Raw genomic sequence first — 14,689 nt, forward strand, 5'->3', positions numbered from 1 at the left:
ACAAAGCCGAACAGGAGGCCCGCTAATGAGTGGAAACTGGTTACAGCGCTGGTTCGGGCGCGGCTGGCTGTCGATGGGCTATCTGTTCCTTTACCTGCCTATCATCGTGCTGGTGGTGTTCTCGTTTAACAGCTCGCGTCAGGACATGATCTGGAGCGGCTTCTCGACGCGCTGGTACACGGAACTGCTGAACGATACAGAGATCATCAGCGGCTTCTGGCTGTCGATCCGCATCGCCGTGCTGACGGCCTGCGCATCGGTCATTCTGGGGACGTTCGCGGCATTTGTACTGAATCGCTATCAGCGCTTCTATGGCCGTACGCTGTTCTCGGGCATGGTCAGCGCACCGCTGGTGATGCCGGAAGTGATTATCGGCTTGTCGCTGTTGCTGATGCTGGTGTCGGTGCAGAAGGTGTTCGGCTTCCCCGAGCGTGGTCTCACCACCATCTGGCTGGGGCACACGCTGCTGGGCATGGCTTATGCGGCGGTGGTGGTGCAGTCGCGCTTGCAGGAGATGAGTAAATCGCTGGAAGAGGCGGCCATGGACTTGGGCTGCAAGCCCCATCAGGTGTTCTTCCTCGTGACGCTGCCGAATATCACCCAGGCGCTGGGTTCGGCGTGGCTGCTGACGTTCACTCTGTCGCTCGACGATGTGGTGCTGTCGGCCTTCCTGTCCGGCCCTGGTTCTTCGACCATGCCGATTGTGATTTTCTCGCGTGCCCGTCTGGGCCTTGATCCCCGTGTGAATGCCGTGGCGGCGCTGACCATTCTGGTCGTGTCTATCGGTGTGATTGCGTCCAGCCTGTATATGGCGCGCAGCGAACGCCTGCGTCAGAAGCAGGTCGCGGCTGCGGCCAAAGGCTGATACCAGGCTTAGTTAATAAGCTTAGTGAATAGGCTTAGTTATTTTCCCTGTTGCGCGATGCGTGCGCACAGATAGGTCCACACGAAGGTGGACGCAGCGTTGGAAGTGAGTTCCGCATGGTCGTAAGGCGGTGCCACTTCCACGCAATCCATCCCGCACCAGTTCAATTCCGCCAGTTCCTCGATAATCGACAGTACCTGTGCCGAGGTCATGCCGCCCGGTTCCGGCGTGCCCGTGCCCGGTGCAAAGGCCGGATCGAGGCAGTCGATATCGAGCGTCATGTAGACGGGGGGATTGCCAGCCGCGGCCATGCGGGCGCGGATTTCGGCCAGCACTGGAGCCAGTTGCGCGGGACTTTCCAGACCACGCAGTTCGCGCGCGGTGAAGACGCGGCCACCGACCGTGTTCACATATTCGCGTGCCGCACGTTCGCCGGAAGAACGGATGCCTAACTGGATGGAAGCCTGCGGAATCAGCAGACCTTCTTCCATCGCTTCATACACCCATGTACCGTGGCCGGAAGGCTCGCCGAAGTGGTTGGTCCAGGTATCGCAGTGCGCGTCGAAGTGCACCACGGCGACGGGGCCGCCATGAATCTTGTTGAGCGCGCGCAGCAGCGGCAGCGTCACCGAGTGATCGCCGCCCAGCCAGACCATGTGGTACTTCTGCAGCAGTGCCAGCGCTTGCGGCATCAGCGCTTCGCGCATGGGGCCTATGCCCGTATTCGGCAGCAGCAGGTCGCCCGCATCGGATAGCTGGCCGATCGGCGTGGTGTCGAAATGCGGGTGAGTTGCATCGCACAGCATCTGCGATGCCAGACGGATCGCCTGTGGCCCTAAGCGTGCGCCGGGGCGGTTGGTCACGGCACCATCAAATGCCAGACCGGCGATGCAGTAAGGCGTATCGCGTTCGCCCCGCTCGACGTTGAGGTAAGTGCCGCTCGAGCGGAAAGCAAATTCGTGATTCGACATTGTTTAAATGCCTCCCATGCAGATGTATTTGATGACCAGATAGTCGTCCATGCCGTAGGTAGAACCTTCGCGCCCCAGACCGGACTGTTTGACGCCGCCAAATGGTGCGATCTCGTTAGAGATCAAGCCCGTGTTGACGCCCACCATGCCCGATTCCAGCCCTTCGGCCACACGCCAGATACGGCCGATGTCACGCGAGTAGAAGTAGGCGGCCAGACCGAATTCGGTATTATTGGCCATGGCCAGCACTTCCTCGTCCTTGTGGAAGCGGAACAGCGGCGCCAGCGGGCCGAAGGTTTCCTCGGTGGCGACCAGCATATCACTGTTCACGTCGGCGATGATGGTAGGCTGGAAGAAGCCATGTCCCAGTGCGTGGCGCGCACCGCCCGTCAGCACCTTGCCGCCTTTGGCCACGGCATCGGCGATGTGCTGCTCGACCTTGGCCACGGCTTTCTCTTCGATCAGCGGACCTTGCGTGACGCCTGCTTCCGCACCGTTACCCACTTTGAGTTTGGCCACCGCCGCCACCAGTTTGGCGGCAAAGGCATCGTACACGCCATCCTGCACGTACAGGCGGTTGGCGCACACGCAGGTCTGGCCAGCATTGCGGTATTTGGAGGCGATAGCGCCTTCCACAGCGGCATCGAGGTCGGCATCGTCGAACACGATGAAGGGCGCATTGCCACCCAGTTCCAGCGAGAGTTTCTTGATGGTGGGAGCGCACTGCTGCATCAGCAAGCGGCCCACGGCGGTGGAACCCGTGAAGCTTAGTTTGCGCACCACAGGGTTGGAGGTCATTTCGCCACCGATGGCACGTGCATCGCCCGTAATCACGTTGAACACACCGGCAGGTATGCCCGCGCGCTCGGCCAGCACGGCCAGCGCCAGTGCCGAATACGGCGTCAGTTCGGCCGGTTTAACGACGATGGGGCAGCCTGCTGCCAGTGCCGGCCCCACTTTGCGGGTAATCATCGCAGACGGGAAGTTCCACGGCGTGATGGCGGCGCATACGCCGATAGGCTCCTTGGTGACGACGAGGCGGCGATCCGGCCATGGCGATTGCAGGGTTTCACCAGCGACCCGTTTGCCTTCTTCGGCAAACCATTCGATGAACGAAGCGGCGTAGCCAATTTCGCCTTTGGCTTCGGCCAGCGGCTTGCCCTGTTCCACCGTCATAATCATGGCCAGATCGTCGGCGTTCTCCAGCATCAGATCGTTCCACTTGCGCAGCAGCGCGGAGCGCTCCTTGGCGGTCTTCTTGCGCCATGCCGGCCATGCGGCATTGGCTGCGCTGATGGCGGCGGCCGTATCGGCTGCGCCCATGTAGGGCACCGTGCCCAGTGCTGCGCCGTTGGCCGGATTATGCACAGCCAGCGTGGCGCCATCAGGCGCATCGACCCATGCGCCATTGATGTAGCACTGGTGGCGCAGAAGGCTGGGGTCTTTCAGGGTGATCATGCTGCGGCCTCCTTGAGTGCAGCGCTGAGGATGGCCAGCGCTTCATCCATCACATGGTCTTCAATGGTGAGCGGGAACAGGAAGCGCACCACATTGCTGTACACGCCGCAGGTCAGCAGTACCAGACCTTTTTGTAGCGCCAGTGTCTGTACTTTCTTGGTAAATGCGGCATCCGGTTCGCCTGTGGCAGGATCGGCAAACTCCATAGCGATCATGGCGCCGGGGCCGCGCACATCCGAAATCTGCGGCACGGCGCTGCGCAGGCTTTGCAGGGTTTCCTTGAGACGGTCGCCCAGCACATTGGCACGCTGGCACAGCTGTTCTTCTTCGATCACGTCGATCACGGCCAGTGCCGATGCAATCGCCAGCGGGTTGCCCGCGTAGGTGCCACCGAGCCCGCCCGGATTGGGCGCATCCATGATATCGGCGCGGCCGCACACTGCCGACAGCGGCATGCCACCGGCCAGACTTTTCGCGATCGTCATCAGGTCCGGCACCACATCGTAGTGCTCCATGGCGAACAGTTTGCCCGTGCGGGCAAAGCCGGTCTGGATTTCGTCCGCGATCAGCAGAATGCCGTGCTGGTCGCACAGCGCGCGCAGCGCCTTCATGAAGGCCGGTGGCGCGGCATAAAAGCCGCCTTCGCCCTGCACAGGTTCGAGGATGATGGCAGCCACGCGCTGCGGGTCTACATCGGCTTTGAACAGGGTGTGCACGGCATTGATGGCATCGTCCACGCTGACGCCATGCAGTTCCACCGGATACGGTGCGTGATAGATTTCGGCAGGGAAGGGGCCAAAGCCGATTTTGTATGGAGCCACTTTACCCGTCAGCGCCATGCCCATCATGGTGCGGCCATGGAAGCCGCCGGCAAAGGCGATAACGGCGCTGCGGCCTGTTGCGGCGCGGGCGATCTTGATGGCGTTTTCCACGGCTTCGGCACCGCTGGAGAAGAACGCCGTCTTCTTGGCGTGTTTGCCCGGCGTGAGCTGGTTGATGCGCTCGGCCAGTTCTACGTACTGCGCATACGGCACTACCTGATAGCAGGTGTGGGTGAATTTGCCCAGTTGCTGTTCGATGGCGGCCATCAGCTTGGGATGGCGGTGGCCCGTGTTCAGTACGGCGATACCGGCAGCGAAGTCGATATAGCGTCGGCCTTCCACGTCCCATAGCTCGGCATTCAGCGCGCGCTCGGCGTAGAACTGGCACATCACTCCCACGCCGCGTGGCGTGGCCGCATCTTTACGTTTCTGCAGGTCTGCATTATTCATGGTGATTCCGGATAGGACGGGTTGGTCAAAAGGCTAGTTTGATACTACACGCCTAAACGGCACCATGAATAGAGCCACAATTAAGATGTTGATGGTGCCACTTTGCTTTCCTGACGTTCAATATAGCCTTGGCGGTATTCCCACCACGCCGTGCCGACGAATATCGCCGCGCCACACCACAGCACGGCGGGCAGGGCGTTGATGCCCACGGTCTGCATCAGCACCCCCGTCAGCAGCGGGCCGCCGCTGCTGGTAATGCCCCAGCTGGCATTAACCACGGCGCTGGCCGCGACCAGCGACTGGCCGTTGAAACGGGCGCCGCAAGCCACTAGGGACAGCATGTAGATGGCGCCAGCTGTGGCGCCCAGCATCAGCAGCACGCTCCACCACAGCCACGGCGTGCCTGCGGCAAACGGCAATATGGGCAGCAGCACACAGACGGCGATGCCGCAGCCCGTATGGACTTTGCGCCGTCCCACATGGTCGGCCAGCCAGCCGAACACGAACTGCAGTGCCGTGTCGCCCACCAGCACCACGGTGGCCGACAGCAGCGCCAGTTCGGTGGCGATACCGTGGCGGATTGCATACAGTGGCAGCAGGCTCAGTGCCAGCGTATCGAACAGCGCAAAGAATGCGGCACCGGCCACGATCATCAGCATGCGTGGCAGCACGCGCTGCCACGACACGTGAGGTTCGTCGTCATCTTCATGGGCGCCGCCCGAGATCAGTACCATGCCCGGTAAGGCCAGCAGGAACAGCGCGCCGCACACGGCAAACGGCATGCTGACGCGGCCCTCCATTTGCGCTACCAGCGCAGGGCCGATCAGCTGGAACAGGGTAAAGCTGGTGGTGTACATGGCCACCACGCGGCCGCGCGAATTGACGGGCGCCAGCCGGTTGACCCACGCTTCGCCGATGGTGAACAGCACACCCATGGCCGCGCCGAAGATGAAGCGCAGCAGACCCCAGCAGATCAGCGAATCGGTGAACTCCATCAGTGCGGTGGACAGGCCGCCAGCGATGATGGCGGCAATCATGCTGCCGCGCGGGCCATGGCTGGCGGTCCAGCGCGAGACGAAAGGGGCGGCGGCGAGGATGCCGAAGGCACTGGCCGCGGTGATCATGCCGATGATATCGGTGCCGATGCCGCGGCTGTCCAGTGTCAGCGCGGTCAGCGGGATGGTGGCGCCCAGACCCAGCCCTACCACGCCGATACTGGCGACGAGGGCGATGAAGTCACGCCAGGGCATGGTTTTCATTAACGTACTCCTGATTGAATCACTGCCGCCAGCAGGCGGCCGTAGTAAGCGATTTTCTCCGGTGTGCAGTAGGCATAGCCCACCAGCAGGCCGCGCCGTACGGGCGGCGCCAGATAATAAGTGGACAGGGCTTTGACCTGTATGCCTGATTCGGCGGCCAGCTTTTCCAGCGCCACGTCGTCCACGCGATCGGGCAGTTCGACCACCAGATGCAGGCCCGATTCCTCGCTGGAGATGGTGACCGTCTGCGCCAGCTGGCTGCCTAGCTGCTGCACCAGCGTGCGGCGCAGCAGTTCGCGCCGTGCGCCGTAGGTCTGGCGGATCTTGCGGATGTGGGTAGTGAAGTGGCCCAGTGCGATGAAGTCGGCCAGTGCCGCCTGCACCATCAGCTGACCGGGGCGCTGCAAATCATACAGCGCGCTCTTGAAGCCGTTGATCAGCGCTGGCGGCACTACCAGATAGCCGATCTTGATGCCGGGGTAGAGCACTTTCGAGAAGGTGCCCATGTAGAGCACGCGATCATCGTTATCGAGCCCCTGCAGCGCGGCTAGCGGCCGCCCCGTGTAGCGGAACTCGCTGTCGTAATCGTCCTCCAGTATCCACGCATCCTTGCGCACGGCCACATCGAGCAGTTCGCGCCGGCGCGTCAGGCTCATCACGGCGCCCGTAGGGTACTGGTGCGACGGGGTTACGTAGATCAGTTTAGGCGTGGTGGCCAGATCGGCTTCTTCCAGCGCCATGCCGTCGCTATCGACGGTAATCGGATGCAGCTTCAGTTCGCGCGCTTCGAACACGCGCCGCGCGCCCCAGTAGCACGGATCTTCCACCCATGCCGTATCGCCCACATCGGCCAGCAACTGGGCGCACAGATCGAGCGACTGCTGGGTGCCGCTGGTAATCATCACCTGTTCTACCTGTACTTTGACGGAGCGGGAAATGCGCAGGTACTCCGTAATCGCCTGCCGCAGCGGCAGGTAGCCACCGGACTGGCCGTAGTCGAGCAGGTCGGCGCGCGCTTCGCGCCACACACGGTTCTGCAGGCGCTGCCACAGCTTGAACGGGAACGAAGAAAAGTCCGCATCGCCCGGTGCAAAAGGCTGTATCTCGAAACGGGGGCCGGCAGCGAAACTGGTCAGCGCCTGACCACGGCGCGACAGCGGCGCGCTACCGGTGCTGTTGCGCGGCACAGCATCACGGGGGCTGTGTGGCGCCGAACCAACACCGCGCATGCTGGCGTTGTGTGCCTGCAGATCGCTCACATAGGTGCCACTTCCCAGTTCGCTGTGCACATAACCTTCCGCTGCCAGCTGTTCGAAAGCAGCGATAACGGTGTTGCGCGAAATCCCCAGATCCCGCGCCAGATCACGGCTGGACGGCAGTTTGCTGCCCGCGCCCAGTTGCTGCTTGTGGATGGCGGCCTTGGCTGCCTCGTACAGACGGCGCTGCTGGGGCAGGCGCGGATGGAAGTCGGTTTCAGCCAGCGTATGGGCCAGCAGATCGGAAGTGGAGAGCATTTTGCGAAGTGGTTCTATTCAAAAGCCATAAGTGGCACTGACAATGATACCAAATTCCGCATATGATTAATTGAAATTCAAGCCAAATCGGAGCAAGATTGACTTGATGACACGGCTTTCTGACCTGCTTTGGGCAATTTCTGCGCTGGCGTCATCAAGCCGTCACAGAGTGGTACCAAAAAAGCGTAATGAAAGTTCATATGCGTAGCCCAATCGTTCTGTTACCCGCCTGCGTGAATCAGATCGGCGCCCACCCGTACCACACGGCGCAACTGAAATATGTCGCTGCCGTTGCCACGGGCGCCGGCGCAACGCCGCTGATCGTACCGGCGCTCGGTGAGCAAACCGACTTCGATGCTCTGCTTGATCTGGCAGACGGCATCATGCTCACCGGTTCTCCTTCCAATGTGCACGCCAGCCTGTATGGCGAGAGCGTGCTCGATGAATCGCTGCCGCAGGATGCTGCACGCGATGCCACCACCTTGCCGCTGATCCGTGCGGCCGTCCGGCGCGGCATACCGCTGCTGGCCATCTGCCGCGGTTTTCAGGAAGTGAATGTGGCGATGGGCGGCACGCTGCATCAGGCCGTGCATCAGGTGGCCGGCATGGCCGACCACCGCGAACAGAAAGGCCAGCCACTCGAACAGCAATATGCACTGGCCCACCGCGTGCTGCTGGAACCTGCCGGACATTTGACGCAGATGCTCGGTGGCGTCAGTGAAATCATGGTCAACTCGCTGCACGGTCAGGGCGTCAAACAGCTGGCGCCCGGCCTTGCAGTGGAAGCACGCGCCGATGACGGTCTGGTGGAAGCCTACCGCGTGGCCGATGCTGCCGGCTTTACGCTGGCCGTGCAGTGGCACCCCGAGTGGCGTCTGCAGGAAAACCCCGACTCGATGAAATTGTTCCACGCCTTTGGCGAGGCTTGTCGCATCTATAAAGAAGGGCGAGGCGGAGTACCTTAGGTTGCCCGTCCGGTAGCACAGTCGTTCCGCAATACCCGTAGCAGGAGATGGAGCCAGCGCCCGGCCCGCCCTGCAGATGATCAAGACAATACGAGAGAGAGTTATGGCAATCCGCGAAAATTTCAGCTACAACGACATGGACCTGTGGCTGAATGAAAAACACGTTACCGAAATCGAATGTCTGGTGCCCGACCTGACCGGTGTGGCACGCGGCAAAATCCTCCCCCGCGGTAAGTTCACCACCGAGCGCGGTATGCGCATTCCCGAAGCCGTGCTGGGTATGACGGTAACGGGCAACTACCCGACCGAAGATGATGCCTATGACCGCGCCATCTCCACCACCGACCGCGACATGATACTGCGCGCCGACCCGACCACCATCACCATGGTGCCATGGGCGACCGACCCGACCGCGCAGGTGATCCACGATTGCTATTTTGCCGATGGCCGTCTGGTGGACTTTGCTCCGCGCTCGGTGCTGCGCCGCGTGCTGAAGCTGTATGAAGACCGTGGCTGGAAGCCAGTAGTGGCACCGGAACTGGAGTTCTACCTGACCGCCAAAAACAGCGATCCCGATCTGCCACTGCGTCCGCCAGTGGGCCGTAGCGGCCGTGCCGAAACCAGCCGTCAGGTGTACAGCATCGACGCGGTGAACGAATTCGATCCGCTGTTCGAAGACATCTATGATTACTGCGACATGATGAATCTGGACGTGGATACGCTGATTCACGAAATCGGCGCAGGCCAGATGGAGATCAACTTCCTGCACGGTGATCCGCTGGGTCTGGCCGACAAGGTATTCTTCTTCAAGCGTACCCTGCGCGAAGCAGCGCTCAAGCACGATATGTACGCCACCTTCATGGCCAAGCCTATGGCTGGCGAACCCGGTTCTGCCATGCACGTGCACCAGAGCGTGGTGGATGTGAAGACGGGCAAAAACATCTTCAGCGCGGAAGACGGCTCCGCTGCACCGATCTTCAAACACTACATCGCCGGTCTGCAGCGCTACATGCCGTCGGCCATGGCGATCGTCGCGCCGTATGTGAATTCCTACCGCCGTCTGGTACGCCACACGGCAGCACCGATCAACATCCAGTGGGGCATGGATAACCGTACCGTGGGCTTCCGCGTACCGGAATCGGGTGTGCAGGATCGTCGCGTGGAAAACCGGATTATCGGAGCCGACGCCAATCCGTATCTGGCACTGGCGGTGACGCTGGCTTGCGGCTTCCTCGGCATGACCGAACAGCTGGAACCGACGCCGATGACCGTCAACAGCGCCTACGATCTGAAAGTGGAACTGCCGCAGGGCCTGCCGGAAGCACTGCAGCTGCTGCGTGGCGAAGACAAGCTGCGCTCAGTGCTGGGCGAACGTTTCATCGACGTGTATGCGGCGATCAAGGATCTGGAGCACCAGGAATTCATGACGGTGATCAGTCCTTGGGAACGCGAGCACCTGTTGCTGCACGTCTGATTTTATCCTTTACCGAGTAAGGACTTAACATGGCTAACAATCCTCTGGCGCCTAGCGCCGCATTCGTCGCGTCTGTTAAAAATGTCGCGGCTCAGGAAGTAGTGGACACGGCAGCAATCCAGCAGCTCGATACGGCGCACTATATGCACCCGTTCACCGATCACAAGGCGCTCGGTGAAAAGGGCGCGCGGGTGATGGTGCGCGGTGATGGCATCTATCTGTGGGACTCGGAAGGCAAGAAGATCGTTGATGGTATGTCGGGCCTGTGGTGTGTGAACGTGGGCTATGGCCGCACCAGCATTTCCAACGCGGTGTACCAGCAGATGGAGACGCTGCCGTTCTATAACAGCTTCTTCAACACCACCAATGTGCCAGCCGTGAAACTGGCGACCAAGCTGGCACAGATTGCACCGGCCGGCTTCAACCATGTGTTCTTCACGGGTTCCGGATCGGAAGGTAACGACACCAATGTGCGTATGGTGCGCCGTTACTGGGATGTGCTGGGCCACAAGAACAAGCACACCATCATCAGCCGTCACAATGCCTACCACGGCAGCACCATGGCCGGCGCTTCGCTGGGCGGCATGGAAGGCATGCATGCGCAGGGTGGTTTGCCGATACCCGGCATCGTGCACATCGGCCAGCCTAACTATCTGGAATCCGGTCGCGGCATGACGGAAGACGAATTCGGTATCGAGGCTGCATCGTGGCTGGAAAAGAAAATTCTCGAAGTCGGTGTGGAGAAAGTCGCTGCATTCATCGGCGAGCCAGTACAGGGCGCTGGCGGTGTGATTATTCCGCCTAAAACCTACTGGCCTGAGATCCAGCGCATCTGCGACAAATACGGCATTCTGCTGATCGCCGATGAAGTGATCTGCGGCTTTGGCCGGCTCGGCACGTGGTTCGCCTCGGACCTGTTCGGCATCAAGCCCGACCTGATCACTTTCGCCAAAGGTGTGACCTCCGGCTATGTGCCGCTCGGTGGCGTGCTGGTGGGTGATCGCGTGGCCAAAGTGCTCATCGAGCAGGGCGGCGAATTCAATCACGGCTTCACGTATTCCGGCCATCCGGTGGCCTGCGCTGCGGCGCTGGAAAATATCCGTATCATCGAGGACGAAAAGCTGGTGCAGCGTGTCGCAAATGAGACGGGGCCATACCTGAACAAGCGTTTTGCCGAACTGGCCGATCATCCTCTGGTAGGCTATGCCAACAGCTGCGGTTTTGTCGCCGGCCTCAATCTGGTGCGCAAAAAGGCCGCCGTGGTGCATGACCATGAAGCGTTCGACGAATCACTGGCAGTAGGCATGGTATGCCGCGGCTATATGTTCAACAACGGCATGATCATGCGTGCCGTGGGCGACCGTATGATCATTGCGCCGCCACTGGTGATGACGACGGCGCAGATCGACGAAATGATTGCGCTGATCCGTCATTGTCTGGATCTGACGTATGCCGATGTCAAACAGCGCGGCTGGGTATAGTTTTTGCTGAAGGTAGATACGAAGTTTAGTAGCACGGTTTTTTTCTGGACGTATTCTCAACAGATCGAAAGAGGAAAATAATAATGACACCTAATCCAGCACTAAAGCATCGAATGTCCCGCGGGCTATCCAGCCTGATTTCTGCAGCAGCCCTGACCGCCGCAGTTGCCCTTCCCGCCGCCGCGCAGCAGGAAGAAAAAGTCCTGAACATCTACAACTGGTCGGACTACATCGCCGAAGACACCATCAAGAACTTTGAAAAGGAAACCGGCATCAAGGTTCGCTACGATCTGTTTGATAGTAACGAAGTGCTGCACGCCAAACTGGCGGCAGGTAAAACCGGCTACGACATCGTGGTACCTTCGTCTAACTGGGGACGTCTGCAGATCGATGGTGGCCTGCTGCGTGAACTGGACAAGAGCAAGATTCCGAATCTGGCCAATATGGACCCGCAACTGCAGGCGCTGATTGGCAAGCTTGATCCGGGCAATAAGCATCTGGTGGTCTGGCTGTGGGGCTTCACCACGCTGGGCATCAATGTGGACAAGGTCAAGGCTGCACTGGGCGGCATGCCGATGCCGGACAATGCATGGGACCTGATCTTCGATCCGAAATATGTCTCGAAACTGAAATCCTGCGGCGTGTCCGTGCTTGATTCGCCTTCCGAAATTCTGCCGCCAGCACTGCAGTACATTAACAAGCCTGCCTTCTCCAAGAACGCTTCCGACTATCAGGATGCCGGACGTCTGCTGCAGACCATCCGTCCTTACATCACTCTGTTCTCGTCCTCCGGTTATATCAACGATCTGGCCAACGGTTCGCTGTGCCTGTCGCTAGGCTGGTCCGGCGACATCAACATCGCCCGTCAGCGCGCCATCGATGCCAAGAACGGTAACAACATCGTCGCACTGGTACCGAAAACGACTGCAACGCTGATGTTCGATACCATGGCTATTCCTACCGATGCACCGCACCCGAACAATGCCCACCTGTGGATCAACTACATTACCCGTCCAGAGGTACACGCCAGCCTGACCAACAAGGTGTTCTACGCCAATCCGAATGCGGCAGCGCTCAAGTTCGTGAAGAAGGAACTGGCCGAGAACAAGACCATCTACCTGACCGACGAAGACAAGAAACGCATGACGGTGCCTGAGCCATACAGCTCCGATACTCGTCGCGTGATGACGCGCGTTTATACCAAGTTCAAAACCGGCCTCTGATCGTTGTAACGGGCACCCGGCTTGGCCCGGGTGCGGCCGCCGCATGTCCGTTTGATTTTTTGACTGCTCTATCATGAATAAAGCTTCTAATGCTACGTCGGTACGCGACGCCGACCAGCCGTTTCTGGCGATCCGGAATCTGGTGAAGTCGTTCGACGGCGTACGCGCTGTGGATGACATCTCGGTCAACATCAACAAAGGCGAAATTTTTGCCTTGCTGGGTAGCTCCGGCTGCGGCAAGTCCACCCTATTGCGTATGCTGGCCGGTTTCGAGACACCGACTTCTGGCCAGATTCTGCTGGGTGGGCAGAACATCGTCAGCGTGCCGCCGTATCAGCGCCCGATCAACATGATGTTCCAGTCATATGCCTTGTTCCCGCACCTGTCGGTGTGGGATAACGTGGCCTTTGGCCTGCGTCGTGACGGCATGCCGGAAGATCAGGTGGCCGAGCGGGTGAAGAAGATGCTGGATCTGGTACAGCTGGCCAAGTACGGCAAGCGCAAGCCGCATCAGCTGTCCGGTGGCCAGCAGCAGCGCGTGGCGCTGGCGCGCAGTCTGGCCAAGCGGCCGAAATTGCTGCTGCTGGACGAGCCGCTGGGGGCGCTGGACAAGAAACTGCGCGAGCAGACCCAGATGGAACTGGTCAGCATCATCGAAGAAGTGGGCGTGACCTGCGTGATGGTGACACACGATCAGGACGAAGCCATGAGCATGGCCACCCGTATCGCCATCATGAGCGAAGGGCGCATTCTGCAGGTGGGCGCGCCGGACGAAATCTATGAAACCCCGAACTGCCGCTTTGTGGCGGACTTTATCGGCAGCGTGAATATGTTCGAAGGCCGCGTGGTGGTGGATCAGCCGGACCATGTGATCGTCGAATCGCCCGAGGGCAAGCATTACATCAACCACGGCATTACCGGCACCATGGGCATGGAAGTGGCCATTGCTGTGCGTCCCGAGAAGATCTGCATCCAGCTCGATGCGCCGACCGACCAGCAGCGCGCCAGTCTGGCCGAGCAGGGTTACAACCAGGCTTCCGGCGTGATTACGGCGCTGGCCTACTTCGGTAACGAAACCCGCTACCACGTGCGGCTCGATAGCGGCATGGACTTGCGCGTCTCGCGTACCAATGCGGCGCGCCATCAGACCACCACGCTGGAACGCGATATGCGCGTGCATGCATGGTGGGATGGCTCCGATATCGTGGCACTGACCAGCTGAGTGATACCATGAAGAAAGCTCTCACGCATGCACTGAGTCTGCGCTGGATTACGGGACGGCGGGTCGTCATCGCCGTGCCATTCCTGTGGCTGACTTTTGCTTTCCTTGTGCCCTTCCTGATCGTGATGCGGATCAGCTTCACGGAATCGGATGGCGGCAATCCCTTCGGCACCCTGATGACCATCGTCGACGGGGTGATCACGCTCAAGGTCAAGATTTCCAACTACCTGTTCATCGCGCAGGATGACCTGTATGTGATGACCTATCTGAGTTCGCTCAAGTTCGCTGCCATCACGACGGTGCTGTGCCTGATCATCGGCTACCCGTTCGCCTACTTCATGGCACGTTCGCGCACCACCTTGCGCCCTGTGCTGATGATGATGGTGATGCTGCCGTTCTGGACTTCCTTCCTGCTGCGTATCTACGCATGGAAAGGCATACTTGCGAATAACGGCATCCTCAATCACATCCTGATGAGCATAGGTGTGATAGGCGAACCGCTGCACCTGATGAACACCCAGTTCTCGCTGATCATCGGCATGGTGTATGCGTACCTGCCGTTCATGATCCTGCCCCTGTACGCCAATCTGGTGAAGATGGATATCCGCTTCCTCGAAGCTGCGGCCGATCTGGGGGCAACACCGGTGCAAACGTTCTGGCGCATTACTGTGCCGCTGTCCAAGTCCGGCATCATCGCTGGCTCCATGCTGGTGTTCATTCCGGCTGTGGGCGAGTACGTGATACCGGAACTGCTGGGCGGCCCGGAAACGCTGATGATAGGCCACGTGCTGTGGGACGAGTTCTTCACCAATAACGACTGGCCGATGGCATCGTCCGTCACCGTCGTGGTGATCCTGCTGATCCTCGTGCCTATGGCGATCTTTAACAAATACAAAGCCGAACAGGAGGCCCGCTAATGAGTGGAAACTGGTTACAGCGCTGGTTCGGGCGCGGCTGGCTGTCGATGGGCTATCTGTTCCTTTACC

General features: G+C 60.0%; 12 protein-coding genes. 7 read left to right on the forward strand and 5 right to left on the reverse strand.

Going from position 1 to position 14,689, the window contains the following annotated elements; all coding sequences use genetic code 11:
* Window positions 1-25 precede the first annotated feature (25 nt).
* On the forward strand, window positions 26-865 hold the full coding sequence (locus ABNT42_RS00005; RefSeq protein ID WP_348692339.1) for an ABC transporter permease subunit: 840 nt from the start codon (window positions 26-28) through the stop codon (window positions 863-865).
* A gap of 38 nt (window positions 866-903) precedes the next feature.
* Here the strand turns inward: ABNT42_RS00005 and speB are convergent, their stop codons facing one another.
* The 5 genes from speB to ABNT42_RS00030 form a co-directional block, all read right to left on the reverse strand.
* Complete coding sequence (gene speB, locus ABNT42_RS00010) at window positions 904-1,836, reverse strand: agmatinase (RefSeq protein WP_348692341.1); 933 nt, start codon at window positions 1,834-1,836, stop codon at window positions 904-906.
* 3 nt (window positions 1,837-1,839) lie between these two features.
* Window positions 1,840-3,294, reverse strand: coding sequence for an NADP-dependent succinate-semialdehyde dehydrogenase (gabD, locus tag ABNT42_RS00015; protein WP_348692344.1), 1,455 nt, complete (start codon window positions 3,292-3,294; stop codon window positions 1,840-1,842).
* Window positions 3,291-4,565: a 4-aminobutyrate--2-oxoglutarate transaminase gene (locus ABNT42_RS00020; RefSeq protein WP_348692347.1), complete on the reverse strand. Its 1,275-nt coding sequence runs from the start codon at window positions 4,563-4,565 to the stop codon at window positions 3,291-3,293. Before ABNT42_RS00020 ends, gabD begins: the two co-directional genes overlap by 4 nt.
* 80 nt (window positions 4,566-4,645) lie before the next feature.
* Window positions 4,646-5,824: an MFS transporter gene (locus ABNT42_RS00025; protein ID WP_348692350.1), complete on the reverse strand. Its 1,179-nt coding sequence runs from the start codon at window positions 5,822-5,824 to the stop codon at window positions 4,646-4,648.
* Window positions 5,824-7,338, reverse strand: coding sequence for a PLP-dependent aminotransferase family protein (locus tag ABNT42_RS00030; RefSeq protein ID WP_348692353.1), 1,515 nt, complete (start codon window positions 7,336-7,338; stop codon window positions 5,824-5,826). Before ABNT42_RS00030 ends, ABNT42_RS00025 begins: the two co-directional genes overlap by 1 nt.
* A gap of 200 nt (window positions 7,339-7,538) precedes the next feature.
* Here ABNT42_RS00030 and ABNT42_RS00035 point away from each other — a divergent pair, with 200 nt between their 5' ends.
* From ABNT42_RS00035 to ABNT42_RS00060, 6 genes are all read left to right on the forward strand, one after another.
* On the forward strand, window positions 7,539-8,303 hold the full coding sequence (locus ABNT42_RS00035; RefSeq protein ID WP_348692354.1) for a gamma-glutamyl-gamma-aminobutyrate hydrolase family protein: 765 nt from the start codon (window positions 7,539-7,541) through the stop codon (window positions 8,301-8,303).
* A 103-nt stretch (window positions 8,304-8,406) separates the two neighbouring features.
* Entirely contained in the window at window positions 8,407-9,777 is a 1,371-nt protein-coding gene (locus ABNT42_RS00040) for a glutamine synthetase family protein (protein ID WP_348692358.1), read from the forward strand.
* A gap of 29 nt (window positions 9,778-9,806) precedes the next feature.
* Window positions 9,807-11,258 (forward strand): aspartate aminotransferase family protein, encoded by a 1,452-nt coding sequence (locus tag ABNT42_RS00045; RefSeq protein ID WP_348692360.1) that lies wholly within the window; start codon window positions 9,807-9,809, stop codon window positions 11,256-11,258.
* 113 nt (window positions 11,259-11,371) lie between these two features.
* Complete coding sequence (locus ABNT42_RS00050; protein ID WP_348692362.1) at window positions 11,372-12,481, forward strand: polyamine ABC transporter substrate-binding protein; 1,110 nt, start codon at window positions 11,372-11,374, stop codon at window positions 12,479-12,481.
* 73 nt (window positions 12,482-12,554) lie between these two features.
* Window positions 12,555-13,703 (forward strand): polyamine ABC transporter ATP-binding protein, encoded by a 1,149-nt coding sequence (gene potA / locus ABNT42_RS00055; protein WP_348692365.1) that lies wholly within the window; start codon window positions 12,555-12,557, stop codon window positions 13,701-13,703.
* Window positions 13,704-13,711: 8 nt separating this feature from the next.
* Window positions 13,712-14,620, forward strand: coding sequence for an ABC transporter permease subunit (locus ABNT42_RS00060; protein WP_348692367.1), 909 nt, complete (start codon window positions 13,712-13,714; stop codon window positions 14,618-14,620).
* Window positions 14,621-14,689: the final 69 nt, after the last annotated feature.

Origin of the sequence: Duganella fentianensis, from assembly GCF_964031615.1 — a bacterium.
Classification (GTDB): domain Bacteria; phylum Pseudomonadota; class Gammaproteobacteria; order Burkholderiales; family Burkholderiaceae_D; genus Rugamonas; species Rugamonas fentianensis_A.